Source organism: Curtobacterium sp. Curtsp22, from assembly GCF_059492135.1.
The window spans coordinates 1,490,714-1,515,405 of record NZ_CP168519.1 but is presented as its reverse complement, the minus strand read 5'-3'; the positions used below and the strand labels follow the sequence as shown (position 1 = coordinate 1,515,405).

34 protein-coding genes are annotated in these 24,692 nt (G+C 70.3%); 21 read left to right on the top strand and 13 right to left on the bottom strand.

The annotated features are described in order from the left end of the window. The first annotated feature begins 1 nt into the window (after position 1). From iolB to ACEN8D_RS07110, 8 genes are all read left to right on the top strand, one after another. On the top strand, positions 2 to 904 hold the full coding sequence (gene iolB, locus ACEN8D_RS07145) for a 5-deoxy-glucuronate isomerase (protein ID WP_413398616.1): 903 nt from the start codon (positions 2 to 4) through the stop codon (positions 902 to 904). Between the two features lie 17 nt (positions 905 to 921). Further along, the gene (gene iolD, locus ACEN8D_RS07140; RefSeq protein WP_413398619.1) at positions 922 to 2,802 is read left to right on the top strand and encodes a 3D-(3,5/4)-trihydroxycyclohexane-1,2-dione acylhydrolase (decyclizing); all 1,881 of its coding nucleotides are present in this window, start codon (positions 922 to 924) and stop codon (positions 2,800 to 2,802) included. Between the two features lie 38 nt (positions 2,803 to 2,840). Further along, a complete protein-coding gene (locus tag ACEN8D_RS07135) occupies positions 2,841 to 3,767 on the top strand; it encodes a sugar phosphate isomerase/epimerase family protein (RefSeq protein WP_413398615.1) in 927 nt (308 codons plus the stop codon). Between the two features lie 19 nt (positions 3,768 to 3,786). Further along, positions 3,787 to 4,818 (top strand): Gfo/Idh/MocA family protein, encoded by a 1,032-nt coding sequence (locus ACEN8D_RS07130; protein ID WP_413398614.1) that lies wholly within the window; start codon positions 3,787 to 3,789, stop codon positions 4,816 to 4,818. Between the two features lie 3 nt (positions 4,819 to 4,821). Continuing rightward, a complete protein-coding gene (locus ACEN8D_RS07125; RefSeq protein ID WP_413398613.1) occupies positions 4,822 to 5,691 on the top strand; it encodes a sugar phosphate isomerase/epimerase family protein in 870 nt (289 codons plus the stop codon). After that, positions 5,688 to 6,800: a transaldolase family protein gene (locus tag ACEN8D_RS07120; protein ID WP_413398612.1), complete on the top strand. Its 1,113-nt coding sequence runs from the start codon at positions 5,688 to 5,690 to the stop codon at positions 6,798 to 6,800. The genes ACEN8D_RS07125 and ACEN8D_RS07120 overlap by 4 nt, the downstream gene beginning before the upstream one ends. Continuing rightward, complete coding sequence (locus ACEN8D_RS07115) at positions 6,797 to 8,014, top strand: Gfo/Idh/MocA family protein (protein WP_309778877.1); 1,218 nt, start codon at positions 6,797 to 6,799, stop codon at positions 8,012 to 8,014. The genes ACEN8D_RS07120 and ACEN8D_RS07115 overlap by 4 nt, the downstream gene beginning before the upstream one ends. 122 nt (positions 8,015 to 8,136) lie before the next feature. Further along, the gene (locus tag ACEN8D_RS07110) at positions 8,137 to 8,544 is read left to right on the top strand and encodes a tautomerase family protein (protein WP_413400007.1); all 408 of its coding nucleotides are present in this window, start codon (positions 8,137 to 8,139) and stop codon (positions 8,542 to 8,544) included. A gap of 9 nt (positions 8,545 to 8,553) precedes the next feature. Here ACEN8D_RS07110 and ACEN8D_RS07105 read toward each other — a convergent pair whose 3' ends face one another. From ACEN8D_RS07105 to ACEN8D_RS07095, 3 genes are all read right to left on the bottom strand, one after another. Further along, positions 8,554 to 9,312 (bottom strand): GntR family transcriptional regulator, encoded by a 759-nt coding sequence (locus ACEN8D_RS07105; protein ID WP_070416740.1) that lies wholly within the window; start codon positions 9,310 to 9,312, stop codon positions 8,554 to 8,556. Positions 9,313 to 9,397: 85 nt separating this feature from the next. Continuing rightward, on the bottom strand, positions 9,398 to 9,856 hold the full coding sequence (locus ACEN8D_RS07100) for an SRPBCC family protein (RefSeq protein WP_309889339.1): 459 nt from the start codon (positions 9,854 to 9,856) through the stop codon (positions 9,398 to 9,400). Positions 9,857 to 9,945: 89 nt separating this feature from the next. Next, positions 9,946 to 10,581 carry an exonuclease domain-containing protein gene (locus ACEN8D_RS07095; protein ID WP_413400005.1) on the bottom strand — a complete coding sequence of 212 codons (636 nt, stop codon included), beginning with the start codon at positions 10,579 to 10,581 and terminating at the stop codon, positions 9,946 to 9,948. 211 nt (positions 10,582 to 10,792) lie between these two features. Between ACEN8D_RS07095 and ychF the strand changes: the two genes are divergently transcribed. Next, entirely contained in the window at positions 10,793 to 11,866 is a 1,074-nt protein-coding gene (gene ychF, locus ACEN8D_RS07090; protein ID WP_070416738.1) for a redox-regulated ATPase YchF, read from the top strand. Positions 11,867 to 11,884: 18 nt separating this feature from the next. Here the strand turns inward: ychF and ACEN8D_RS07085 are convergent, their stop codons facing one another. After that, on the bottom strand, positions 11,885 to 12,637 hold the full coding sequence (locus ACEN8D_RS07085; protein ID WP_413399186.1) for a tyrosine-type recombinase/integrase: 753 nt from the start codon (positions 12,635 to 12,637) through the stop codon (positions 11,885 to 11,887). Here ACEN8D_RS07085 and ACEN8D_RS07080 point away from each other — a divergent pair. From ACEN8D_RS07080 to ACEN8D_RS07060, 5 genes are all read left to right on the top strand, one after another. Then, a complete protein-coding gene (locus tag ACEN8D_RS07080; RefSeq protein ID WP_495601213.1) occupies positions 12,630 to 13,025 on the top strand; it encodes a hypothetical protein in 396 nt (131 codons plus the stop codon). The two genes, ACEN8D_RS07085 and ACEN8D_RS07080, sit on opposite strands and share 8 nt — an antisense overlap. Positions 13,026 to 13,085: 60 nt before the next feature. Continuing rightward, entirely contained in the window at positions 13,086 to 13,430 is a 345-nt protein-coding gene (locus ACEN8D_RS07075; protein WP_413399184.1) for a hypothetical protein, read from the top strand. A gap of 156 nt (positions 13,431 to 13,586) precedes the next feature. Next, the gene (locus tag ACEN8D_RS07070; RefSeq protein WP_413399183.1) at positions 13,587 to 13,892 is read left to right on the top strand and encodes a hypothetical protein; all 306 of its coding nucleotides are present in this window, start codon (positions 13,587 to 13,589) and stop codon (positions 13,890 to 13,892) included. Further along, positions 13,892 to 14,236 carry a hypothetical protein gene (locus ACEN8D_RS07065; RefSeq protein ID WP_413399182.1) on the top strand — a complete coding sequence of 115 codons (345 nt, stop codon included), beginning with the start codon at positions 13,892 to 13,894 and terminating at the stop codon, positions 14,234 to 14,236. Before ACEN8D_RS07070 ends, ACEN8D_RS07065 begins: the two co-directional genes overlap by 1 nt. Next, positions 14,233 to 14,787: a hypothetical protein gene (locus tag ACEN8D_RS07060; protein ID WP_413399181.1), complete on the top strand. Its 555-nt coding sequence runs from the start codon at positions 14,233 to 14,235 to the stop codon at positions 14,785 to 14,787. Before ACEN8D_RS07065 ends, ACEN8D_RS07060 begins: the two co-directional genes overlap by 4 nt. A 7-nt stretch (positions 14,788 to 14,794) precedes the next feature. On the opposite strand, the gene ACEN8D_RS07055 is transcribed toward ACEN8D_RS07060, so the two are convergent. Beyond that, on the bottom strand, positions 14,795 to 14,983 hold the full coding sequence (locus ACEN8D_RS07055) for a helix-turn-helix domain-containing protein (RefSeq protein WP_413399187.1): 189 nt from the start codon (positions 14,981 to 14,983) through the stop codon (positions 14,795 to 14,797). 249 nt (positions 14,984 to 15,232) lie between these two features. Between ACEN8D_RS07055 and ACEN8D_RS07050 the strand changes: the two genes are divergently transcribed. After that, positions 15,233 to 15,466, top strand: a complete 234-nt coding sequence (locus ACEN8D_RS07050; protein ID WP_413399180.1) for a hypothetical protein — start codon at positions 15,233 to 15,235, stop codon at positions 15,464 to 15,466. Between the two features lie 120 nt (positions 15,467 to 15,586). On the opposite strand, the gene ACEN8D_RS07045 is transcribed toward ACEN8D_RS07050, so the two are convergent. Beyond that, a complete protein-coding gene (locus ACEN8D_RS07045) occupies positions 15,587 to 16,135 on the bottom strand; it encodes a hypothetical protein (protein WP_495601212.1) in 549 nt (182 codons plus the stop codon). A gap of 53 nt (positions 16,136 to 16,188) precedes the next feature. Here ACEN8D_RS07045 and ACEN8D_RS07040 point away from each other — a divergent pair, with 53 nt between their 5' ends. From ACEN8D_RS07040 to ACEN8D_RS07030, 3 genes are all read left to right on the top strand, one after another. Beyond that, on the top strand, positions 16,189 to 16,653 hold the full coding sequence (locus ACEN8D_RS07040; RefSeq protein WP_413399179.1) for a DUF8821 family protein: 465 nt from the start codon (positions 16,189 to 16,191) through the stop codon (positions 16,651 to 16,653). Positions 16,654 to 17,066: 413 nt separating this feature from the next. Continuing rightward, positions 17,067 to 17,333 carry a hypothetical protein gene (locus ACEN8D_RS07035; RefSeq protein WP_413399178.1) on the top strand — a complete coding sequence of 89 codons (267 nt, stop codon included), beginning with the start codon at positions 17,067 to 17,069 and terminating at the stop codon, positions 17,331 to 17,333. An 81-nt stretch (positions 17,334 to 17,414) separates the two neighbouring features. Next, entirely contained in the window at positions 17,415 to 17,828 is a 414-nt protein-coding gene (locus ACEN8D_RS07030) for a hypothetical protein (protein WP_413399177.1), read from the top strand. Positions 17,829 to 17,890: 62 nt separating this feature from the next. Here the strand turns inward: ACEN8D_RS07030 and ACEN8D_RS07025 are convergent, their stop codons facing one another. The 3 genes from ACEN8D_RS07025 to ACEN8D_RS07015 form a co-directional block, all read right to left on the bottom strand. Next, positions 17,891 to 18,178, bottom strand: coding sequence for a hypothetical protein (locus ACEN8D_RS07025; RefSeq protein WP_413400295.1), 288 nt, complete (start codon positions 18,176 to 18,178; stop codon positions 17,891 to 17,893). Positions 18,179 to 18,410: 232 nt separating this feature from the next. After that, positions 18,411 to 19,037, bottom strand: a complete 627-nt coding sequence (locus ACEN8D_RS07020) for an HD domain-containing protein (protein WP_413400294.1) — start codon at positions 19,035 to 19,037, stop codon at positions 18,411 to 18,413. A gap of 83 nt (positions 19,038 to 19,120) precedes the next feature. Continuing rightward, the gene (locus tag ACEN8D_RS07015) at positions 19,121 to 19,897 is read right to left on the bottom strand and encodes an isocitrate lyase/PEP mutase family protein (protein WP_413398311.1); all 777 of its coding nucleotides are present in this window, start codon (positions 19,895 to 19,897) and stop codon (positions 19,121 to 19,123) included. Between the two features lie 97 nt (positions 19,898 to 19,994). Between ACEN8D_RS07015 and ACEN8D_RS07010 the strand changes: the two genes are divergently transcribed. Together ACEN8D_RS07010 and ACEN8D_RS07005 are read left to right on the top strand one after the other, a co-directional pair. Continuing rightward, on the top strand, positions 19,995 to 20,885 hold the full coding sequence (locus ACEN8D_RS07010; protein ID WP_413398310.1) for an AraC family transcriptional regulator: 891 nt from the start codon (positions 19,995 to 19,997) through the stop codon (positions 20,883 to 20,885). Between the two features lie 46 nt (positions 20,886 to 20,931). Beyond that, positions 20,932 to 22,119, top strand: coding sequence for a MalY/PatB family protein (locus ACEN8D_RS07005; RefSeq protein ID WP_413398309.1), 1,188 nt, complete (start codon positions 20,932 to 20,934; stop codon positions 22,117 to 22,119). Positions 22,120 to 22,212: 93 nt separating this feature from the next. On the opposite strand, the gene ACEN8D_RS07000 is transcribed toward ACEN8D_RS07005, so the two are convergent. Together ACEN8D_RS07000 and ACEN8D_RS06995 are read right to left on the bottom strand one after the other, a co-directional pair. Further along, on the bottom strand, positions 22,213 to 22,413 hold the full coding sequence (locus ACEN8D_RS07000; RefSeq protein WP_071294532.1) for a hypothetical protein: 201 nt from the start codon (positions 22,411 to 22,413) through the stop codon (positions 22,213 to 22,215). A 43-nt stretch (positions 22,414 to 22,456) separates the two neighbouring features. Then, positions 22,457 to 22,954, bottom strand: a complete 498-nt coding sequence (locus ACEN8D_RS06995) for a GNAT family N-acetyltransferase (RefSeq protein ID WP_413398308.1) — start codon at positions 22,952 to 22,954, stop codon at positions 22,457 to 22,459. A 69-nt stretch (positions 22,955 to 23,023) separates the two neighbouring features. Between ACEN8D_RS06995 and ACEN8D_RS06990 the strand changes: the two genes are divergently transcribed. Next, on the top strand, positions 23,024 to 23,911 hold the full coding sequence (locus tag ACEN8D_RS06990; RefSeq protein ID WP_413398307.1) for a LysR substrate-binding domain-containing protein: 888 nt from the start codon (positions 23,024 to 23,026) through the stop codon (positions 23,909 to 23,911). A gap of 19 nt (positions 23,912 to 23,930) precedes the next feature. Here ACEN8D_RS06990 and ACEN8D_RS06985 read toward each other — a convergent pair whose 3' ends face one another. Together ACEN8D_RS06985 and ACEN8D_RS06980 are read right to left on the bottom strand one after the other, a co-directional pair. Then, positions 23,931 to 24,185: a hypothetical protein gene (locus ACEN8D_RS06985; protein ID WP_071294534.1), complete on the bottom strand. Its 255-nt coding sequence runs from the start codon at positions 24,183 to 24,185 to the stop codon at positions 23,931 to 23,933. After that, positions 24,182 to 24,664, bottom strand: a complete 483-nt coding sequence (locus ACEN8D_RS06980) for an FBP domain-containing protein (protein WP_070416724.1) — start codon at positions 24,662 to 24,664, stop codon at positions 24,182 to 24,184. Before ACEN8D_RS06980 ends, ACEN8D_RS06985 begins: the two co-directional genes overlap by 4 nt. Positions 24,665 to 24,692 lie beyond the last annotated feature (28 nt).

Sequence of the window (24,692 nt, the reverse complement as noted above, 5' to 3'; positions counted from 1 at the left end):
CGTGACGACCGACAACTGGTTCAACCCCGCCGGCTCCCGCCCCGAGGCGGGCTGGACGGACGTGATCGACGGCCGTGTCGCGGGGTGGACGCACACCGGTCTGCGGACCGGCGCGCTGACCGACGGGGACGAGCTGCGCCTCCAGGCCGACGCCGTGGAGCGCATCGTCGTGCCGCTCGCCGGATCGTTCCACGTCACGTACGCGGGCGCCGCCGTGAACGGCGACCAGGCCCTCGACGGACGTTCGAGCGTGTTCGACGGACCGACCGACGTCCTGTACCTCGGTTCGGGGACGGAGGCGCGGATCACCGGCACCGGTCGGCTCGCGGTCGCCGAGGCACCCACCGACACCGTCAAACCGACGACGTACGTGGCCCGGCAGGACGTGCCGGTGGAGCTCCGCGGTGCCGGGCAGTCCAGCCGGCAGGTGCACAACTTCGGCACCCCGGCGGCGCTCGACGCGGACAAGTTCATCGTGTGCGAGGTGATCACGCCGGCCGGCAACTGGTCGTCGTACCCGCCGCACAAGCACGACACGTCCGTGCCTGGCGAGGAGTCGAACCTCGAGGAGATCTACTACTACGAGTCCGCGGTCGCGCGCGGGGTCTCCGCACCGACCACCGCCGACCCGTTCGCACTGCACCGGACCTACGCGTCCGACGACCGCGCGATCGACGAGTTCCGGCAGGTGCGCACCGGCGACATCGCCCTCGTGCCGTACGGCTGGCACGGTCCCGCCGTCGCGGCGCCGGGCTACGACATGTACTACCTCAACGTGATGGCCGGGCCCGACCCGGAACGCGTCTGGAACATCACCGACGACCCGGCGCACGGCTGGGTCCGCCAGGTGTGGGAATCCGAGTCGATCGACCCGCGCCTGCCCTACGAAAGGAAGCTCGCGTGACCACCAACACGCGGAGGATGACCGTCGGCCAGGCACTCGTCGAGTTCCTGGCCAACCAGTGGACCGTCGACGGTGACGTCCGCGAACGCACCATCCCGGGGATCTTCGGCATCTTCGGGCACGGCAACGTCGCCGGCGTCGGCCAGGCCATCAAGCAGCTCCACGTCGAGCAGCCCGGCCTGCTGCCGTACCACCAGGCCCGCAACGAACAGGCGATGGTGCACGAGGCCGTCGGCTTCGCCCGCATGCACCGCCGCCGTGCCACCTTCGCCGCGACGGCGTCGGTCGGCCCGGGTGCCGCGAACATGCTCACCGCCGCGGCGCTCGCGACGACCAACCGGCTGCCCGCACTGCTGCTGCCGTCGGACACCTTCGCCACGCGCACCACCGACCCGGTGCTCCAGCAGATCGAGCTGCCGCACGACACCTCGCTGCAGGTCACCGACGCGTTCCGTCCGCTGTCCCGGTACTTCGACCGCGTCGAACGTCCGGAGCAGCTGTTCTCGATCGCGCTCGCGGCGATGCGGGTGCTCACCGACCCGGCCGAGACCGGCGCCGTGACCATCGCCCTGCCCGAGGACGTCCAGGCCGAGCAGCTCGACGTCCCCGTCGCCTTCCTGCAGCCGCGTGAGTGGCACATCCGCCGGCCGCTGCCCGAGCACGGGCCGCTGGCGCGTGCGGTCGAGGCCATCCGGTCGGCGAAGCGTCCCGTCATCGTCGCCGGCGGTGGCGTCCTGTACTCCGGTGCGGAGCAGGAACTCGCCGCCTTCGTCGAGTCGACCGGCATCCCGGTCGGCACCTCGCAGGCCGGCGGTGGATCGCTCGTCTGGGACCACCCGCAGTACCTCGGCGGCATCGGCGCGACCGGTACCGCCGCGGCGAACGCGATCGCCGCGCAGGCCGACGTCGTCATCGGGATCGGCACGCGGTACAGCGACTTCACGACGGCCTCCCGGACGGCGTTCCAGGACCCGGACGTCACGTTCGTCAACGTCAACGTCGCCGCGTTCGACGCCTACAAGCACGGGTCGCAGTTGCCGATCGTCGCGGATGCGCGCGAGACGCTCGTCGCGCTCGCCGAGCAGCTCGCCGCGTTCTCGGTGGACGCCGGGTACGCGGCCGAGATCGCGCAGCGGAAGCAGGAGTGGGACGCCGTGGTCGACCAGTCCTTCGCACCGTCCGGCCTGGCCGTGCCCGGTCAGTCCGAGATCATCGGCGCGGTGCAGTCCGCCACCGATCCGCGCGACGTCGTCATCCAGGCGGCCGGATCGCTGCCGGGCGACCTGCACAAGCTATGGCGGGTGCGGGACGCGCTCGGGTACCACGTCGAGTACGCGTTCTCGTGCATGGGCTACGAGATCGCCGGGGGCATCGGCGTCCGTCGTGCCGCGCCGGACCGCGACGCGATCGTCATGGTCGGCGACGGCAGCTACCTCATGCTGCACACCGAGCTCGTCACGGCCGTGGCCGAGGGCATCAAGATCGTGGTCGTCCTCATCCAGAACAACGGGTACGCGTCCATCGGGCACCTGTCCGAGACGGTCGGGTCCGAGCGGTACGGCACGAAGTACCGCTACCTCGACGAGACCGGCTCGTTCGAGGGCGACGACGTGCTCCCCGTCGACCTCGCCGCCAACGCCCGCTCGTACGGCGTCGACGTCATCGAGGTGCAGCCCGGGCCGAACGCGATCGAGGACCTCAAGTCCGCGGTGCGTCAGGCGAAGGCGAACGACCACACCACGCTCGTGCACGTCCACTCGGACCCGCTCGTCTACGCCCCCGAGGGCGACGGCTGGTGGGACGTCCCGGTCGCCCAGACCTCCACGCTGCCGAGCACCCAGCAGGCCCGCGCCGCGTACGAGCAGCAGGTCGCCGCGCAGCGTCCCCTGCTCGGCTGAACACCTCCCACCACACGCAGAAAGCAGACGACGACGTCATGACCGACACCGCCACCGCCACCGACGCCATCCGGATCGGCACCGCCCCCGACTCGTGGGGCGTCTGGTTCCCCGACGACCCGAAGCAGGTCCCGTGGCAGCGCTTCCTCGACGAGGCGACCGCGGCCGGCTACAAGTGGATCGAGCTCGGGCCGTACGGGTACCTGCCCACCGACCCCTCGCAGCTGCGCGACGAACTGGAGTCCCGCGGGCTCCAGCTGTCAGCCGGCACCGTCTTCACCGGGTTCCACAAGGGCGACGACCAGTTCCAGCGCGCCTGGGACCAGGCCGTCAAGGTCGCCGGTCTCGCCGCCGCGCTCGGCGCCGAGCACCTCGTGACCATCCCGGACCTCTGGCGCTCGGACGCCACGGAAGAGGTGCTCGAGTCGCGCACGCTGACGGACGAGCAGTGGGAGCGCCTCGGCAAGGGCCACGACCAGCTCGGCAAGGCGCTGTTCGAGGAGTTCGGCGTGCACCAGCAGTTCCACACGCACGCGGACAGTCACGTCGGCACCTACACGGAGACCGTGCGCTTCCTGTCCGAGACGGACCCGGCGTACACGAACCTCTGCCTCGACACCGGTCACTTCGCGTACTACGGCGGCGACAACCTGAAGCTCATCGCCGAGCACCCCGAGCGCGTCGGCTACCTGCACCTCAAGCAGGTCGACGCCGACCTGCTCCCCGACGTCCTGAAGAACGACGTCCCGTTCGCCACCGCGGTGGCGCAGGGGATCATGACCGAGCCGCCGCACGGCACGCCGGAGCTCGCGCCCATCATCGAGGCCGTCGCGACGATCAACCCGGACATCTTCGGCATCGTCGAGCAGGACATGTACGGCTGCTCCGTCGACGCTCCCGGCCCGATCGCCGAGCGCACGTTCCAGCACATCTTCGGCTCGACCGCCGCCGCCCGCGCCCTCTGACACCCCAGGAGAACCCAGCATGAGCACCACCGAGAACCTCCGCGTCGCCGTCGTCGGGGCGGGCGCGATGGGCAGCGACCACGTGCGTCGCATCACGTCGACGATCGCCGGCGCCGACGTCGTCGCGATCGTCGACCCCGACACCGCCCGGGCCACCGCCGCCGCGGCGAAGGCCCCGGGTGCGATCACCGCGTCGTCGTTCGAGGACGCACTCGACGCCACCCCGATCGACGCCGTCATCGTCGCGACCCCGGGCTTCCTGCACGAACCCGTCCTCGTGCCCGCGATCGAGCGCGGCCTCGCCGTCCTCTGCGAGAAGCCGCTCACCACGTCGGCCGCGGACTCCCTGCGGATCGTCGAGCTCGAGCAGGCGAAGTCTGCCCGCCCGAAGATCCAGGTCGGCTTCATGCGCCGGTTCGACAAGGGCTACCAGGAGCTCCGTGCGCTGCGGGAGTCCGGCTCGAACGGTGCCCTGCTCGCGCTGCACCACGCGCACCGCAACCCGACGACCCCGCCGAACTTCAGCGAGTCGATGCTCATCCACGACTCGGTGATCCACGAGATCGACATCATCCCGTTCATCACGGGGGAGCCGATCGTCGCCGTCGAGGTGAAGAAGCCGCGCAAGAACTCCCTCGCGCCGGCCGACCTGCCCGAGCCGCAGTTCGTCCTGTTCACCACCGAGTCGGGCACGATGGCGATCGTCGAGATCAACGTCAACGCCCAGTTCGGCTACCAGGTCACGACCGACGCGGTGTTCGAGTCGGGTGTCGCCTACATCGGCCGCGAGACCTCGCTGAACCTCGTGTCGCAGGGCGTGTCCGGCCAGGGCGTCACCCCGTCGTTCGTGGAGCGCTTCGGCGCCGCCTACGACGAGGAGGTCCAGCGCTGGGTCGACGCGGCCAAGACCGGCGGCATCGACGGGCCGAGCGCCTGGGACGGCTACACGGCGTCCGTCGTCGCCGAGGTGGCCGTGCGTGCGCAGCAGACCGGTGCGCTGGAGCAGGTCGCTTACGCCACCGCGAAGCCGGCGTTCTACGAGACGGCCTGATCGATGCCGAAGATCGCACTCGACCCGACGCCGTTCCACCACGACCTGTCGCTGCTGGAGTTCCCGCAGAAGGTCGCGGACCTCGGCTACGAGTACCTGCAGCTCACCCCGCACCAGGACTTCATCCCCTTCTACCGGCACCCGAAGGCCGACGACGACCTCGTCGACGCGTTCGCTGCAGCGTGCCGGAAGGCCGGGGTGCGGGTCGCGTCGGTCCTGCCGGTCCTCCGGTGGTCCGGGCCCGACCGTGACGCCCGCGAGGCCGCGGTGACGAAGTGGAAGCGGGTCATCGAGATCACGAAACGCCTCGGCGTCGACACGATCAACACCGAGTTCTCCGGCCGCCCCGAGCGCCCCGAGGAGTCCGAGGACGCCTTCTACCGCTCGATGGAGGAGCTCCTGCCGATCATCGAGGACGCCGGACTCCGCGTGCTCATCGATCCGCACCCGGACGACTTCGTCGAGGACGGCCTCGAGGCCCTCCGGGTCATCCGCGGCCTCAACTCGAAGCACGTCGGGTTCGTCTACGTCGCCTGCCACACCTTCCACTACGGCGGCAACATGGACGAGATCATCGACGCCGCGGGCGACTCGCTGCAACTCATCCACGTCGCCGACGCCTACGACCACCGACGGTCGCACGGCCTCCGCTACATCACGAACCCGCCGGGCAACCCCGTGCGCGTGCACCAGCACCTCCCCGTCGGGCAGGCGGACGTCGACTTCGACGCCTTCTGGGCCGCCCTCGACCGAGTCGGCTTCACGTCGCGCGAGGACACCGTCGCGGTGTCGAGCGTCTTCGCCGAGGACGAGAACGCCGACGAGGTCTCCCGCTTCCAGCTCGACACGATCACGAAGGGACTGAACCGATGACGACCGCCCTCGAGACCCCGACGCCCACCGGCACCGACGTCCGACCCGTCACCCTGCAGGCCGCGTCGCAGACCGTGACCGCCCTGTGGAACGACTCCGCCGATCCGCGCGAGCTGTCCACCGCGATCCACGAGTACGGTGCCGTCGGGGCGACCTGCAACCCGGTGATCGCGTACACCTGCATCCAGCAGGACCCCGACACCTGGGTCCCGCGCATCCGCGAGATCGCCGCCGAGCACCCGACCGCGGGGGAGTCCTGGATCGGCTGGAAGGCCGTCGAGGAGCTCTCGATCGCCGCTGCCGCGCAGCTGTTGCCCGCCTTCGAGGCGTCGGGTGGCCGCAACGGCCGGCTGAGCATGCAGACCGACCCGCGTCTCCACCGCGACCGGGACGCCCTCGTCGAACAGGCCGTGCGGTTCTCGCAGCTCGCGCCGAACATCATCGTGAAGATCCCCGCCACGAAGGTCGGCATCGCCGCCATCGAGGAGGCCGCGTACCGCGGTGTCTCGATCAACGCCACCGTGTCGTTCACCGTGCCGCAGGTCGTCGCCGTGGGCGAGGCCATCGAGCGCGCCCTCGACCGCCGTGCCGCCGAGGGTCTGCCCGAGCAGGAGTTCGGCCACGTCGTCACGCTGATGGCCGGCCGCTTCGACGACTGGCTCAAGACCGTCGTCAAGCGCGACCACGTGATGGTCGACCCCGGCATCCTCGAGTGGGCCGGTGTCGCTGCCGTGAAGCACGCGTACCGGGTGTTCCAGGAGCGCGGCTTCCGGTCGCGCGTGCTCGTCGCCGCCTTCCGGAACGCGATGCAGTGGTCGGAGTTCCAGGGTGGTGACCTCGTCGTGTCACCACCGTTCCAGTGGTCGAAGGACATCAACGACAACGCGTTCCCGTTCCGTCCGGACGCCATCCACGACGAGGTCCCCGCGCACGTCATCGACGCGCTGCGTGCGGCCACGCCGGAGTTCGCCCGGGGCTACGACGTCGACGGCATGACGATCGACGAGTTCGACCGCTTCGGCGCCACGGTGACCACGCTGCGCCAGTTCCTCGACGCCGACGCGAAGCTCGACGCCCTGGTCCGCGACATCATCGTGCCGGCAGCATGAGCGCAGCCGCGTCCGCCGACGTCGCCACCATCGGTGTCGGTCTCATCTCGGTCGGCTGGATGGGCCGGTTGCACTCCCGTGCCTACCGCGCCCTGCCCGACCACTTCCCGGAGCTCGGCGTCCACCCCCGGCTCGTCGTCGCCGCCGACCCGATCGAGGCCGCGCGCGACCAAGCGGTGACCCGCCTGGGCTACGAGCGGGCCGTCGCCGACTACCACGAGGTCCTCGCCGACCCCGAGGTCGACGTCGTCTCGATCTGCTCGCCGAACTTCCTGCACCGCGAGATGGCGGTCGCCGCTGCCGAGGCGGGCAAGCCGTTCTGGATCGAGAAGCCGATGGGCCGGTACGCCAGCGACTCCCGACAGATCCACGAGGCCGTGCAGCGCGCCGGTGTCATCACGAGCGTCGGCTTCAACTACCGGCACGCCCCGGCGATCGAACGGGCGCGCGAACTCGTCCGCAGCGGGCGCCTCGGCCGGATCACGAACGTCCGCGGGTCGCTCCTCGCCGACTACTCGTCCGACCCCGCGGCGCCGCTGACCTGGCGCTTCGAGCGCGAGCGTGCCGGCTCGGGCGTCCTCGGCGACCTGCTCTCGCACGGGCTCGACCTGGCGCAGTACGTCGTCGGCCGGATCGCGTCCGTGACGGCGCTCGCGGAGACCTTCATCGTCGACCGACCGCTCCCCGGCGCTGGCATCGTCGACCGCAGCGCTGCCGCGACGGGGGAGCGGAAGCCCGTCGAGAACGAGGACTACGCGGCCCTGCTCTTCCGTTTCGAGGACGGCGCTGTCGGCACGATGGACTCCAGCCGCGTCATGCGGGGGCCGCACGCCGAGTACACGCTCGAGGTGTACGGCACGAAGGGCTCGGTGCGGTGGGACTTCCAGCGCCTCAACGAGCTCGAGGTCTACCTCGACGGGCAAGAGGTCGACGGCTACGCCACCCACTACGTGGCCGCGGGGGACGGCGAGTTCGCCCGTTTCCAGCCGGGCGCCGGCACCGCCATGGGGTACGACGACCTGAAGACCGTCGAGGCCGCGCAGTTCATCGCGAGCGTCCGGCGCGGGGAGCAGCTCGCGCCGTCGGTCGCCGACGGCCTGGCGGCTGCGTCGATCGTGGAAGCGGCGGAGGCGTCGCTCGCGGACGGGGCGTGGCACGAGGTGGCGCGCGTCGACGGACCGCTCACCTACGCGGCGGCGACCCCCGTGCTCTAGACGCACGACCCGACGGACGGGAGGCGCGGTGCCAGCTGGCACCGTGCCTCCCGTCTGCTCTGTCCCGCGGTCGCGATCCATGTTAGTTTGTTAGGACAAAGTATCGACCTGCAGGAGGCACTATGCCGCTCGTCCGTATCGACCTCGCCACCGGCCGCACGCCCGAGGCCGTGCGTGCCGTCGCCGACGCGATCCACACCGCCATCGTCGACGTATACGGCATCCCCGCACGCGACCGGTTCCAGATCGTCACGGAGCACCCGGCGCAGCAGATCATCGCCGAGGACGCCGGACTCGGGTTCGAGCGCACCGACGGGGTCGTGATGATCCAGGTCTTCACGCAGCGCGGGCGCGACCAGGCCGCGAAGCAGGAGCTCTACCGCGCGATCCACTACAGCCTTGCCGGGGTCGGTGTCGCGTCCGAGGACGTCTTCATCGGGTACGTCGAGAACGGACCGGAGGACTGGTCCTTCGGCTTCGGCCGGGCGCAGTACGTGACCGGCGAACTCGGGGTCCCCTCGTTCGCCTGAGCGGGCCGCCTACTTGTCGACGAGCGTGACCTCGAACGAGTAACGGTCGGGGCGGTAGCAGTGCACGCCGTACTCGACCGCGCGGCCCGAGGCGTCGTACGCGGTGCGGCTCATCGTGAGTACCGGGTCGCCGTCCTCGATCTCGAGCAGGCCGGCCTCCTCGTCGGTGACCGCACGGGCGCCGATGCGCTGCTTCGCGACCCGCATGGTCACGCCGCGGCCGCGCAAGAGCTGGTACAGGCCATGGGTCTGCAGGTCGTCGTCGGTGATCTCGAGGAACTCCGGCGGCAGGTAGTTCTCGAGGATCGCCATCGGGACGTCCTCGGCGAAGCGCACGCGACGGATGTGGGCGACCGTGGTGCCCGGTGCGATGCCGAGCGCCTCGGCGACGGCGTCCGGGGCGGGCACGTCGTTGCGTTCGAGGAGCTTCGTCGCCGGCGCCTGCGACCCCTGTGCGAGGTCGTCGTAGAGGCTGGTCAGCTCGACCTTACGGGTCACCGGGCCGTGCACGACCTGGGTGCCGATCCCGCGCCGGCGCACGAGCAGGCCCTTGTCGACGAGGTCCTGGATCGCCCGGCGGATCGTCGGCCGGGACAGCCCGAGCCGCTCACCGAGGGCGATCTCGTTCTCGAGGCGGGCACCCGGGGGCATCGCGCCGGAGCGGATCGACTCCTCGATGCGCGAGGCGACCTGGAAGTACAGGGGCATCGGACCCGACCGGTCCAGGTCCATGAACAGGTCGGACGGCAGCTGGCCTTCGTTGGTCATCGCGGTCCTTCAGCAGTAGGGATTGTCGTGACAATACCACCGGGCCTGCGGCGGACCGGCCAGCGCGGCCGTGGGTCCGTCGCCGTCAGCGCTCCACGAGGGCCTTGAGCCGCGCGAGGCCCTTCTCGAAGTCCCCGCCGACGAACTGCTCCATGTTCATGAACAGCCCGACGATCCGCGACGTCACCGTCACCGGGCTCGTCATCGTCCAGACCACACGGGTGCCGTCCGGGACCTCGTGGAGCCGGAACGCGGTGGTGTTCGACGAGCGGAACGGCGCCGTGAACCGGAGTCCGATCTCCACGTCGTGGGGCTCGACCCGACGAACGACCATGTCGCCGCTGCCGGCCTTCCGGTTGCCCTTCCACGCGTACGTCGAGCCGACCGCTCCCGGCTCGCCGCCGTACTCGCGGTGCAGGTCGGGGTCGCGGCCCTCCCACGGCGACCACTCGACCCAACGGTGGAGGTCGGCGAGGTGGGGGAGGATCGTGGACGCCGGCGCGGCGATGACCACGTCGCGCTCGATGGTGGTGGTCGCAGCCATGCGCCGAGCGTAGTGGGCGGGCGGCGCCCCCGGGTCGTGCAGAGCGCCGTCAGGTCGTGCGGTGCGCTGTCGGGTCGCGCGGAGCGCCGTCAGTCGACGAAGATCATCGGGCGGTTCGACAGCCGGGGCTGCGCAGCCGTCCGCGGCTTCTCCGCACGGGCCCGCACCGGAGCGATGGCGACCCGGACGGCCGCGCCGAGCGCCTCGACCGTGTCCGTCCCGTGGTGCCCGGCCGCGTGCACGACGATCGCCGCGCACGCCTCGGCATCGGCGGCCGCGTCGTGGTGCTGGAAACCGTCGTACCCGGCGGCCCGCGCCGCCATCGGCAGTCGGTAGGAGTCGAGCGTGTAGGTCTTGCGGGCGACCTGCAGCGAGCACAGCGAGTGGTGTTCCGCGAGGTCGATCCCCGTCGCCGAGCACCCACCGGCGATCACGCCCATGTCGAAGCGGGCGTTGTGCGCCACGAGGACGTCCCCGTCGGCGAACGCCACGATGTCCGGGTACTGCTGCTCCCACGACTTCGCCCCGACGACGTCCGACGCGACGATGCCGTGGATGCGGGTGTTCCACTCGAGGAAGGCGTCGTGCCCGAGCGGCGGCCGGATGAACCACGACGCCCGCTCGACGACCCTGCCCGCGCGGACCTTGACGAGTCCGACCGAGCAGGCGCTGGCGGGCGAGCTGTTCGCGGTCTCGAAGTCGATCGCGGTGAAGTTCAACGGCACGGTCCCGATCGTCGCACGCGGCGCCGACATCGCCGCAGAGCCCCTCGGCGTTGCGGCCGGGCCGGCCGTGCCGGCCGTCGGCCGTCGGCCGTCGACGGTCGGCCGTCCGCCGTCCGCCGTCCGCCGTCCGCCGGCTGCGTCGGACTGTCGGACTGTCGGACTGGAGGCGCGGGTCGGCCCCGGCGGGCGGCCGCCGGTAGGCTGTCCTCCCGTGGCACTCACCATCGGAATCGTCGGTCTCCCGAACGTCGGCAAGTCGACCCTGTTCAACGCCCTGACCAAGAACCAGGTCCTCGCCGCGAACTACCCGTTCGCGACGATCGAGCCGAACGTCGGCGTGGTGAACCTCCCTGACCCGCGGCTGGACCAGCTCGCGACGCTCTTCAACTCCGAGAAGACCGTGCCGGCACCCGTGTCGTTCGTCGACATCGCCGGCATCGTCAAGGGCGCGAGCGAGGGCGAGGGGCTCGGCAACAAGTTCCTCGCCAACATCCGCGAAGCCGACGCCATCGCCCAGGTCGTCCGCGGCTTCACCGACGACGACGTCGTGCACGTCGCGAACAAGGTGTCGCCGAAGGACGACCTCGAGGTCATCAACACCGAGCTGATCCTCGCCGACCTCGAGACCATCGAGAAGGCGCTGCCGCGGTACGAGAAGACCGTGAAGCTGAAGCAGGCCGAGCCGATCGTGCTCGAGACCGCTCGTGAGGCCAAGGCAGCGCTCGAGCAGGGCACGCTCCTGTCCGCCACCTCGATCGACCTCGCTCCCATCGCCGAACTCGGGCTCCTGTCGGCCAAGCCGTTCATCTTCGTCTTCAACGTCGACGAGGCGATCCTCACCGACGAGTCCCGCAAGGCCGAACTGGCCGCGCTCGTCGCGCCCGCCCAGGCCGTGTTTCTCGACGCCCAGGTGGAGTCCGAGCTGATCGAGCTCGACCCGGCCGACGCCGCCGAGCTCCTCGAGAGCACCGGGCAGACCGAGTCCGGCCTCGACCAGCTGGCCCGCATCGGCTTCGACACCCTCGGGCTGCAGACCTACCTGACGGCCGGTCCGAAGGAAGCCCGCGCGTGGACGATCGGCAAGGGGTGGAAGGCACCCCAGGCTGCCGGCGTGATCCACACCGACTTCGAGAAGGGCTTCATCAAGGCCGAGGTCATCTCGTTCGAGGACCTCATGGCTGCCGGCTCCATCGCCGAGGCCCGTGCGCACGGCAAGGCCCGGATCGAGGGCAAGGACTACGTCATGCAGGACGGCGACGTGGTGGAGTTCCGCTTCAACAACTAGAGCCGGGCCCGATCCGCATCAGCGTGCGGATCGGGCGCTCTCGTTCGTCAGGGATTCGTCAGCAGAGCCGAGAACGGCCTCGACGAGCCCCTGAGCATCGGTGCGCGTCTGGTCCTCCGCGGACGGCCACAGGTGCGTGTACGTGTTCAACGTCACGGACGGGGACGCGGGACCAAGGGCGTGCTGCACGGTTGCGACGGAGCACCCGGCCTCAATCAGCCCGGACGCGTAGTAGTGCCTGAGGTCGTGCAGGACGATCCCCTTGAGGCCGGCCCTCGTGAGCGCGGTGTTCCAGGCGTACCCGACGGTGTTCTGGTGTGCGGGCTGCCCGTTCTCTGACGGGAACAACCAGGCGTCCGGTTGCCCCTGGAAGCCCCGGAGCGCGATGTGCGCGGAGATCTCCCGCAGCAGGCCGTCCGCGTCCACGGCGGGTACGTCCCTTTCGGAGCCGTGCTTCGGTGCGCGGATCTCGACGGCGCCGCCCTTGACGCGCTGCACCTGTCGACGGACCTCGATGCGCGGGTTCCGGAGGAAGTGCACGTCCCCGACACGGAGCGCGGCAGCCTCTCCGAGGCGGAGGCCGGCGAACGCGCAGACGGCGAGAAGCGCGCGCCAGTGCGGGTCCGCTCCGTCCAGCCAACGGCGGACCTCGTCGTGGGTCGGGATCCGCATCGCGACGTCGCGGCGGCGCCGGCGCGGCAGGCGCACGCCGACGGTGGGGTCGTGGGTGAGCTTCCGATCCGCGATCGCCGCGCGGAACACCGTGCGCACGTTCTGGACCCGGGTCGCGATCGTGCCGGGTGCCAGCCCGAGGGTGGCGCTGCGGCTCTCCGGCGGTCTGCTTCCCGCGGGGCTTGGTCTGCATCAGCTTGATCCACTCCTCGACGTGCGCCCGTACCGCGACTCCGTGCTGAGCAACCTGACGAAGTTCGACGTCACCAGCTCGAGCATGGGCGGCGGGCTCGTCGATCAGCTCACGGACCTGGTGTCGAAGACGAAGCTGTTCACCGCGACGATGTCCAAGCTGCGCAAGGCCGGCCTGGACGCCGCGTCCTACCAGCAGCTCATCGCGAAGGGCGTCAGCGCTCTGCCCCTGTCGCAGGATTTCCTCGTCGGCGGGAAAGGCCAGATCAAGCAGGTGGCGTCGCTGCAGGGGTAGCTGAGCAAGGCGTCGTCGTCGTTCGCGACCACCGCGGCGGATGATCTCTACGGCGCCGGCGTGAACGCTGCTCGAGGGCTCGTGAAGGGCCTGCAGTCGCAGCAGCGTGCGATCGCGAAGCAGATGTCCGGCATCGCTCGATCGATGGTCGCGACGATCCGGAGCGAGCTCGGGATTCACTCGCCGTCGAAGGTGTTCGCGAACGACGTCGGCCGGTGGATCCCAGCAGGAATGGCCGCGGGGGTCGAAGGTGCGTCGGGTGTGTACCGGTCCTCGCTCGACGAACTCGCGGGTTACGTCCCGTCGTCGAAGCTGTCGAGCGCCGCAGCCTTTGCGTCGACCACGGGTGTTCAGCCAGTCCTGGGCGACATCTACGTGCAGAATCCGGTGACGGGTGACACCTGATCGCGAAGATGGTCGACGTCGCGGACGTGCGGATCCAAAAGGCGGACCAGCGCATGGCGACGAGGCTGCAAGCCGGCCGCCGGAAGCGCTGACAGTCACGGAGCCCTGCAGGCGTGCCAGACGGCCGTCTGCGGGGCTTTCGTGCATCCTGGGGGCATGACTGACTGGCGACCCGATTACGAGCAGCTGGCTCGTCAAGCGCGGCAGCAGCCCGTGGTGGACACGGCACGCAACACCCGCGATGCTGCGCGGGCTCTGCACGAGACGGTCGGGCGCCTCGATCGCAGCGCGGAGCTTCAACTCGAGACGTTGCAGCAGACGAGGAAGGCCGCGACGGACTCGGACGCGTCGGCGCGCCGTGCCATGCGTCACTCGCTCATCACCGGCTACACGTCGGTGGGGTTGGGGCTCGCATCCCTCGTCGTCGCTGTCATCGCGCTGTTCGTGGCGAACGGCGCCTGATGGGCCGCGCTCACCGCAGGAACACGCCACAGAGAGCCGTCAAGCGGGCGAAGGAGCAGGACTACCGCGGCAGGCGGCGCCGTGCTGTAGCGGAGCGTGCGGAGTATCGGGAGCTCGCGGAGCAGATGCGACCGCTCGAGATGCCGGACGTCGAACTGGTCGCCGAGCTCTTGGTGCGCGCCGCCGCGGATGGCGACGAGAGCGCGCTGCGGATCCTGACGTGGCGGGAGCATCTGAACGCGCTTGGCGTCGTCTTCCCCGAGGACATCGACGAGCGGACCTGGGCGGCTGTGAAGGCCACGCACGACGGCCGTACGCCCCGCGTGACGGACGTTGCAGCATGAGCGACACCATCGCTGTCGCGCTGCTGACGGGCATCCTGACGATCGTCGCCAGCGCCGGGACCGCGTGGGTCACGCTGAGGCACCAGCGCACCGTGGCTCAGGACGACCGGAGGGAACGGCGCCGACTGGACGCCCGGGAGGTCATAGTCGAGATGCTTCCCGCGGCCCGCTCGTTCTCCCGGTCGTGGAGCGTGTGGGCGCCGACGATGGGAATGATGCAGTCGAAGGAAGAGGTGTTGAAGTTCCTGAGCGAGATCCTCGAGCTCGACACCGGCAAGGACTACGCGGCTCAGATGGAGAAGTTGACCCGGACGCTGACTCGGGCGAACCTGACGGTGTCTGATCCCGATCTGCGGTCTGCTGTTGCTGACCTGCGGTTGCTCGTGGAGGGTGTTTCGTCTGAGATCACGGGCAAGATCCTCAAGGCGGTCACTGCGGGCGGCGACACGATCCCGGTGATTGGCCAGTCGCTCGCCTACGTCGACTTGATCGGCAAGACGATCGACCGGGTGGAGGAGCGGGCCGGCGAGATCATGCGCGCGGAGCTGTGAGCGGCTGTCACAGAGCTCGCAGCGGGCCTCGTCGCACAACCGGTCTGACGCCGAGCCAGGTGTCGACGTCTGCGCGTCGGATGCGCCACTGTGCGTTGACCTTCCGCTGGTAGGCGACGAGCTCACCGGATCGGCAGGCATCGGTCATGGTGCGCCAGTGGCGGCGGGCATAGTCGGCGGCCTCTCGGGCGGTCATCCACTCGTTCAGCACCCCAGTCTCATGCTGTCGATGACGTCGGCAGTGCCGACCCATCGGAGTCGAGGCGGCCCGTTCGTCAGCACGACCGTTCTCAACCGACCACTGCCGTCATCGTCGGAGACCCAGAACCGCGGCGTTGCGCGGATCGCTAGTGCGTCCGTCAACTGCCAGTGGTAACACGGACGTTCCGCTTCAACAACTGAGCGAGTTGCCCCCGCTGCGGTCACGACCAGTACCGTCGTTCGCATGGGGACGGGATTCCAACTGATCGTCGGGGCCGTGGTGCTGCTGTGGGGCGCTTTCGTGGTGGTCTTCCCGCAGGTGATCATCAAGCTGGCGTTGGCAGCGGAGAAAGCTCGCCTCGCGTGGAATCCGCAGGCGAGGTGGGGAACCGCTTGGATTCGCATGCTGGGTGCTGTGCTCGGTGTATTCGGTCTCGTCATGGTCGTGACCGCACTGCTCGAGGTCCTCAGGAGTTGACGCCGTGCACGGCGAAGCGTGGGGGAGTTTCGTTCCACAATTCGTGGTGCACGTGCAAGGGGCAGAAGCGCCATCGGACCGCGTCGTCCGGGCCGCGCCGCTCATGTCCAATGGGGCTGGTCACTCGGTCAAGAGTGCCCGATCGGAGCATTTGCTCGGACTGTTGTGTACCGAGCAGGTCGCGATCACGAGGTTCAGGAGCCGTGTGTAGAACCGCTTCTGATCGAGATCGCGTTCATCGTGGACTTCGGACATGAGCTTGTTCAGCGCGGCGAAGACCCGGACGTTCTCCTCGCTCGAGTTGCTGCTCGCATACATCAGGGCAGTGAAGTAGGCGGCGTCGAAGTCCGCCTGGACCTGTTCGAGGTGTGGACCATCTGATGTTGGTGAGCTCCGCACGGCCATGTAAGCCGTCGACGTCGTGATGACCGCGTCGTAGGTCTCGATCATGCGGGCTCGGTTTGCTTCGTCGTTGGCATTCTGCTGGTTGACCGCACCGATCGTGAGGGGGATGAGGAGCGCACCGAGGAGAAACGTGTTCACCCATCGAAGGAACGGATTGGAGGCGATCCGACGCCATACCGAAGAAGCTTGCATCACGGACGCTATCGGCACGGTGAGCGCAAGCGTCAGCCACACGGTCCGCATCGCCGCGCGTGCGGACAGCAACGCGAATTGCGAACCGACTAGATTTGCGCTGAGTCCATCGCCGAGGAGGCCCCATGTCGTACGTCGTCGACTTCGAGCACGTGTCCACCGTGGGGTTGGAGTCCTCGCCGGTCGCCGACGCCCTCGCCGGACTCCGGGCGAACGAGGCCAGGTACTTCAAGAACAAGTACGACCACGTCTTCACCACCCACCCCGCCGAGGACGTACCCGACCTGGTCGACTACGTCACGAAGGTCCTGCACGACGAGCGGGGGCTGGTCATCGCCTCGAAGCCGCTCGAAGCCACCGAGGCCTTCGTCGACGGGATCCGCTGGACCCACGTCTTCTACGAGTCCGGACTCGCGGTCAACGTCCTCTACACGTTGGAGCCGGGCGGCAAGCGAGCGGTCGGGTTCAAGCTCTCGGACGGCATGGAAGTGCCGGAGGAGCTGGCGGACAAGTTCAAGTTCGCGCGGCAGAAGTCGAAGCTGGCGGGGACGATCCGCGGCTCGTACTTCGTCGTCAAGGGCGAGTACTGATCTGTCCCGCTCAGAGGGGCACCGCCTCAGCGATGAGGGCGGCGCTGCGTTCGACGAGCATCGGGGCACCTCCAGATCACCACCATCGGGGTGGGCAGTCGATCCGCCCGTACCTTCCGAATGTTCGCGGCGGTCGCAACGTCTGCGCGAGCATCGAGTGACTGCGATGGAGAGGACGGGACTTGCACGATGCCGATGAAGATCATGAGTGCGCTCCTGCACGGAGCGAGTGTCGGGCTGTCGGGCGACACCACCAGGCTGCGAGCGATGCGGACGATCTTGACGGAGCAGCGGAGAGCGGCGCTCGGTCGGGCTCCCGGGAAGACGGAGAGAACGACGTCTTCGCGGTAGCTGCTGCCGAACTGTTCAGCGGCCCCATTGCCTCCCCGCGAGCGCTCCGCGACTACGAGCTCGTGGTTGGGGGGTCAGCTCGGCAGCTGATCGACTGCCACCTCCGTTCCGAAGCCGTCGCGGCGGACGCGATCGAGCGCGTGAGCCGCGCGGAGTCCGCAGCAGTGGTGATCGGTGTCATCGGTGCGCAAGTACTGACGGTCGGTGCGCTCGCGGGCGCCGTCGTCCTGATCTCCGTGGGGTCGACGGCCGCAGGCCTGATCGCGATCGTGCCCGGAGTCCTGGCCGCGGCGTCACAGCTCGTCGCTGCCGCACGCCGGCGCGCCTGATCCGTCCGGTTTGGCCACAGAACGCGCTTGCTCGGCCCACGCGCATCACGCCCACCTACCGTCGAGAGGCTAGGAGGCAACGTGAAGTACATCCACTACGACGGCAGCCAGATCCTCACGGGGGACGCGATCGCCGATGCGGTCGCGGACTACGCGGCGATCCTCGGTGCCAACGGCAGGACCGACACCGTTGCGATCCCCGCGGTGGCCGACGACGGCTCGGTGACCCGGACGACGGTGCTGATCGGTCCCGCGAGCGAGCTGACCGTGAGCGCGGCGCCCGACGACGAACTCGAGCCCGAGGACCACGCGTTCATCCGGCGGCTGCGGGACGCTGCGGAGCGAGCGGGGACCGAACGGCCGGTGGACGTCGACGGCGGGCACCGCTTCGCCGACGCCGACGAAGCGAACACGGAGACCGCGACCGCGACCGCGGGCACGGCGACTGCGGACACGACGGACGCGGACACGGCGGCCGCGGACAAGACCGACTGACTCCACACACGACGAAGGCCGCCGAGCAGTGCTCGGCGGCCTTCGTGTGTGGCGTGCTGGGCTCAGGCTGCGAGTGCCAGTTCGCCGACGCGGACGGACTGCGCCTGCACGAGCCTGCGGCTCGCCTCGCCGCGCCACGAGCGACCGGGCACGGTCCAGCCGGCCTCGCCGTCGATGTCGACGCGGGCGCCACGGGTGATGAAGAGACCGAGGTCGTCGGCCGGGATGCGGACGAGGTACTCGCGCTGCGAGCGCTCGTCGCGCACACCGAACTCAGCGATGCGGTCGGGGGAGACGGTCGGCGCCGCGAGGGCGGTGCCGGTGATGGTGATTCGTTCGTTGCTGGTCATGGTGTTGCGGTACTTCCTGGTCGTTCGGCGCCCAGGGCGACTCGGTGTCGGCGGACGGCTGAGTCCGGCGCGACGCATCGAGTGCGGGGCGCGCACGTCGAGCTTCGACGTGCAGCTCGTCCGTTCGGATCGAGCGGTGGTCTCGTGGGAATGCGACTCGGGTGAGTCGGCTTCGAGACGGTTCGGTGTGCGCGAGTCAGATGGGTTCGCTGCAGTGCACCAAAAGAACACTCTACTCGACGATGCCCGGATTGTCCAGGAACGATGTCCAGCGGCTCCCACCGGCAGCGACGTTGCCCGAGCCGTCGAGTCTGGCGGCGGAGGACGACGGCTTGCGACCGGCCTGCTCGTGGATCAGCCCGTCGAACGCCTCGGAGAAGTCGAGGCGGGGGACTGCAGCGGTGACGGCGAGCAGGTCTGACGCCGTCCACCGGGCGAACCCAGCCCCGGAGACGTCGAGCGAGGTCGCGACCTCGAGCAGGTGTCCCTCGACGTCGAGCGCGGGGTCGACCGACGTCCACATGTGGAGCTCGATCACCTCACCGACCCGACGGGCACGGGCGGCGTCCCACCCGGCACCGAGGGCGAACACGCTGCCGACCGCACCGCCGGCGTCCTCGAACGGCACGGCGTGGGCATCGAAGGACGGCGTCACGCCGAGGTCGTGCAGCATCGTGGCGACGAACAGCAGCTCACGGTCCGGCTCGAGCTCGATGGTCGGAGCGAGGAGCGACGCCCACGCCCACGAGCGCAGGCAGTGGTGCACCAGCGCCGGCGGGGACCACGCACGCACGACATCGAGCGCCCGCGCGGCCACGGGGGAGGGCGGTGCGAGCAGCGCGTCGACGTCCAGGGTCATGGCAAGAAGGTATCGGAGGCGACCGACCGACGGACGGGAGGCGCGGTGCCAGCTGGCACCGCGCCTCCAGGCCGCCTGTTGGTTCAGTTCAGGGTCGGGGTGTCCTCCGGCACGACGCCACCGCCGTACAGGTCGGTCGCCAGGTCGCGCAGCGCGCGGAGCGCGACGCGCTGCGTGAGCGGCCCGTACGAGATGCGGGCGACCCCGAGGGCCTCGTACTCGGCGGCGGGCAGGGCGCCGGGCAGCCCGATCACGGACAGCTTGCCGCGACCGAGACCGTCCACGAGGCGCTCGACGACGTCGCGCTGGACCGCCCCCGGGACGAAGACGAGCGGGGCGCCGACGTCGAGGAAGGCCTTGCCGCGGGCGATCGCGTCGGCGATGCTCTCCTCGATCGGGCGGTCCCCGCCGCGGGCGATGGCGTCGGTGCGGGCGTTGAGCTGGAAGTCGATGCCCTCGGCCTCGACGGCGGCGGTGATGGCCGCGACCCGGGCGACGGCCTCGTCGAACGGGCGGAGGCGGTCCTCGACGTTCGCGCCCACGATCCCCGCACCGATCGCGCGGCGGATCGTCTCGGCCGGGTCCTCGTAGCCGTCGTCGAGGTCCGCCGTGACGGGCAGGTCCGTGGCGGCGGCGACGATCGCGGCGCCCGACAGTGCCAGGTCGAGCGGCATCCCGCCGTCGTCGTAGCCGTACGACGCGGCGATGGAGTGCCCGGCGGTGGCGATCGCCTTCGTCTCCGGCAGGTCGCTGACGACCCTCGCGCTGATCGCGTCCCAGACGTTGACGACGCGGAGGATCTCCGGTGCTTCGTGCAGCTGCTTGAGGGTGGTCGCCTTGTCGGCGGTGCTCGTGCTCATGACCCAGACAGTAGGCCGACCAGCCCGGGCAGGGATCATCGTGTCCGTCGCGCGACGTCACCGTAGCGTCGATGACACCACCAGGAAGGACACCGACATGGAGCGTTGGAACGAGGCGATCGCCGCGGTCGAGGAACACCTCGACGGCGGCCCGGACGACACCGTGCTCGACGTGGACGAGCTCGCACGCATCACCGGGACGAGCGAGTACCACTTCCGGCGGGTGTTCTCCGCGCTCGCCGGGATGCCGCTCTCCGAGTACGTCCGGCGTCGGCGGATGACGCTCGCCGCGGCCTTCATCGCCTCGGGGACGACGACCGTCTCGGACGTCGCCGCACGCTTCGGGTACGGCTCGGCCGATGCGTTCGGGCGGGCGTTCCGCGCCGTGCACGGCATCGGTCCGCAGGAGGCGCGCGAGCCCGGCGCCGTCCTCCGGTCGCAGGGTCGGCTGTCCTTCCGTCTCACCGTCGAAGGGAGCACTCCCGTGCACTACCGCCTCGTCGAGAAACCCGCCTTCCGTCTCGTCGGTCGCTCGACCCGTGTCCCGCTCGTGTACGAGGGGCCGAACGACGCGATCCAGGCGTTCGAACGCAGCATCACCCCCGAGGACCGGGAGCGCATCGCTGGACTGTCCGACCAGGAGCCGTCGGGCGTGCTGTCGGTGTCCGATGCGTTCACCGAGGGCCGCGCGGACGGCAGTCTCCTCCGTTACTCGGTGGTCGCCGCCACCTCGGTCGAGAGCGCACCGGGCCTCGACGTCATCGAGGTGCCGGCTGCGACGTGGGTCGTGTTCTCCGGCTCGGGACCGGTGCCCGGAGCGATCCAGGCGCTGTGGCCGCAGGCGTTCGGCGAGTGGTTGCCCGCCAACCCGTACCGTCTGGTGGCGGCGCCGGAGATCGCTCGTGTCCGGCTCGCACCCGGCGGCCGAACCGCGGAGGCCGAGCTCTGGCTCGCGGTCGAGCCCGAGCCCGCGGACGACGCAGGATGACGGCCGGACTCGCGCCGCGCCTCCAGTCCGATGCATGCTGGGACGCATGGCGCACGACGAGGAGGACCCGGTCGGCACTCTGCGAGGGGTCCGCACGAGCATCAAGTGGACGCGGTACGCGCCCGACGTGCTGCCCCTGTTCGTCGCCGAGATGGACCACGAGGTCGCGCCGGCGATCCGGCAGGCGCTCATCGAGCGGGTGCAGCAGTCCGACCTCGGGTACCTCGACGGGCCCGGGCCGCTCGCACCGGCGTTCGCCGCGTTCGCGAAGGACCGCTGGGGCTGGGACGTCGACCCCGCCCGGGTGTCCCTCGCCACGGACGTCAGTGTCGGGATCGTCGAGTCGCTCCGCCTCGCGCTGCCGGACGGCGGTCGTGTAGCGATCACGCCGCCGGTGTACCCGCCGTTCTTCGAGCTCGTCGAAGAGGCCCGATGTCAGGTCGAGGAGGTCCCGCTGCTCGAGCAGTGGGGCGTCTACCGGCTCGACCTCGAGGGCCTCGAGCGCGCCTTCGCCGACGGCGTCCGCGTCTTCCTGCTCTGCAACCCGCACAACCCCGTCGGCCTCGTGCACGACCACGACGACCTCGTGGCCCTCGCCGAACTGGCCGCACGGTACGACGTCCTCGTCATCAGTGACGAGATCCACGCACCGCTGACGCACCCCGGCGTCCGCTTCACCCCGTTCGCCGCGGTGGCCGAGCCCGCAGGTGCGCGGAGCATCTGCGTCACGAGCGCGAGCAAGGGCTGGAACCTCGCCGGGGTGAAGTGCTCGATCATCGTCGCCGGGGACGCACGGACGGCAGCGCTCCTCGACACGCTCTGGGAGGAGGTCGCCTGCCGCACGAGCATCCTCGGGTTGCACGCGAACCTCGCGGCGTTCAGCTTGGCGACGGACTGGCTCGACGACGTGGTCGCCCGGATCGTCGCGAACGAGCGGTTGCTCGGCTCCCTCCTCGCGGAGCACCTGCCCGGCGTCGTGTACACCCGGCCCCGCGCCGGCTACCTGGCGTGGCTCGACTTCCGCGGCATCGGGCTCGGAGACGACCCGGCCGTGCCGCTCCGGGAGCACGCCTACGTCGCGCTGAACTCCGGTCTCGGGTTCGGGTCGCAGGGGCGCGGCTTCGCGCGGCTCAACCTGGCGTGCTCGCCGGACACGCTGCGCGAGGCGGTGCTGCGGATCGCGGCGGCCTACCCGTCGAGTGCGCAAGAGGGGCTGGTCTGGCACGTCGCGTGAGCGGCGGGCTGGTGTGGGCCGTCAGCTGCTGGCTGTCGGCTGTCGGCTGTTGCCGTCGGCCTGGAGGCGCGGGTCGGCTACTCGGGTCGGGCGTCAGGCCACGTACTGGTTGCGTCCGACGACGCGGATCGTCAGGTCGACCTCGCGCGCGGGCACCTCTTCGGTGAGACCGATCCACTCGCGGGCGACGAACCCGACGGAGGGCCACCGGGTGACCTCGGTCACCAGGAACCCGTCGATGAACACCTGCCACGCGCCGCGTTCGCGGACGGCCTGCACCTCGTGTGTCGCCATGCCGCGAGCGTACCGGGTCGGTACCGCTCCCTGACGGCTCCGCTCAGAGGTCGAGCGCCATGTGGACGTCCGCGCGGGCGTAGGGGCTCGGCGCGACCTCGTCGTGGCCGAGGTGCCGGAACCCGAACGCCTCGTACAGGTGCACGGCACTCGCCAGCTGCGCGTTGCTCTCCAGCACCACGCGGTGCGCACCGATCGCCCGGGCACGTTCGAGCGCCGCGGCGATGAGCTTCCGGCCGGTGCCGTGCCCCTGGTGCTCGGGCGAGACGGCCATCTTGACCAGCTCGAACACCCCGGGCCCGACGGGCGCGATGCCGACGCAGCCGATGACCGGCCCATCCGATCCGAGCCGTGCGACGAAGGCGGCGCCGCCGGGCTCGACGATCTGGCCGAGCGGGTCGCCGAGGAGCTTCCGGTCCTCGTCCTCGAGCGTGAAGAACCGGCTGATCCAGGCCTCGTTGAGGACGCGGAACGCCTCGGCGTCGGCAGCGCAGGCGATGTCGGTGATGAGCACGGCGTCGGTGGTGGTCGCATCGGGCATGCACCCATCCTCGGACGCCGTGCCGAGTCCCGTCCAATACTCGTTCGCGCGGATCGATACGCTGAGTGCATGGATCGCGAGCCCGACGTCGACCTCCGGCAGCTCCGGGCGTTCCTCGCCGTGGCCGACGAACTGCACTTCGGACGTGCAGCCGAGGCGCTCCGGATCGCGCAGCCGGCACTGTCGCAGCAGATCCGGCGGACGGAACGGGCGCTCGGTGTCGACCTCTTCTCACGGACGAGTCGCAGCGTCGCGCTCACCCCGGCCGGGCGGGTGCTGCAGGGCCGGGCACGATCGCTCCTGCAGCAGGCTCGCCGGGACCTCGACGAGACCGTGCGGGTGGGCCGGGGCGAGGCCGGTCGGCTCGACGTCGGGTTCGTCGTCTCCGCGCTGCCGCTCGGTCCGATCGAACGCGTGCAGGTGTTCCGGGAGCATTACCCGCTCGTCCGCGTGGAACTCACCGAGGGCTACTCGTCGACCCTGCTGGCGCGGATCGTCCGCGGGGAGCTCGACCTGGCGATCGTGCGCGATCCCGATCCCGACCCGGCCGTGCGCTTCCTACCGTTCCGCAGCGAGCGGTTCGTGGCAGCGGTCCCGCGTGGGCACCGGCTCGCGGCGCGGGCATCGATCCGGGGACCGGAGTTGCTCGACGACCCGTTCGTGTTCTTCCCGGCGGAGGCCGGATCGGTCGCGACCGAACGCAACCTCGCCCCGGTGGTGTCCGGCGCCCGGCGACCCGTCATCGTGCAGGAGGCCACCACCTGGGCCACGGTGCTGCACCTGGTCGGCGCCGGCCTCGGGGTGACGGTCGCACCGGAGAGCGCCACGCTCGCCGCTCCGGACACCGTCGTGCTGCTGCCGCTCGAGGCGGACGACCACCGGAGCCAACTCGTCTGGGCCGCCCGCGCGGACGACGACCGCGAGATCCTGCGGAACTTCATCGCCGCGACGGAGTGAGTCCGCAGCGCCGGGCCCCTCACGCCAGCGGCAGCACCGGTGCCCGCTGGTCCCCGAGCTCGTCCACCCGCCAGGGTCGGGTGCCGCGCAGCGTCAGGCCGAGCTGCGCGAGCACGAAGCCCACGTGCGGTTCGACGTCCGGGTCCCACGGCCCCTCGACGCCGAGCCCGAACGCGCCGAGCTCATCGTCGGCCTCGTCGCGCAGGGTCAGGCGCCACCGGCCGTCCCCGAGCTCCTCGACGACGGCCCACCGGGCGGTGCTGAACCGGCTCACGCGGTCTTCGCCACGTCCTCGGTGAAGTTCCGCACCCGCTGCAGGAGCGCTTCGCCACGCATCGCGATCGTCGCCGGCGGGTTGAGGTGCGGCGGCGCGGTGCGGATCAGCATCGGGCACCCGAGGTCCTCGCAGATGTAGGAGCCGATGGTGTTGCCGTTCCGCCCCGACTCTCCGGCGCGCGCGGCCGAGAACAGGCGGACCTGCGTCGCCGGCTGCGGAGAGTGGCAGAACGAGCACATCGCCGCGATCCCGGGGCGGAGGGACCCACCGGCGGAGCGCACGACGATCCCGACCGGGCGGTCGTCGATCCACGACACGATGTAGCCGCGGCGGGCGGCCTGCGGGTCGCGCCACCCGAGGAACTCGCGCTCGTCCCACAGCGTCTCGTGCAGGCCGGGGATGGGCAGCTGGGCGAGTTCGTCCGGGGTGGCGTTGACGAACGACGAACGGATGTCTGCTTCGGTCAGTGGCTTCACGGTGCCATCACCATATGCCCCACCGCCG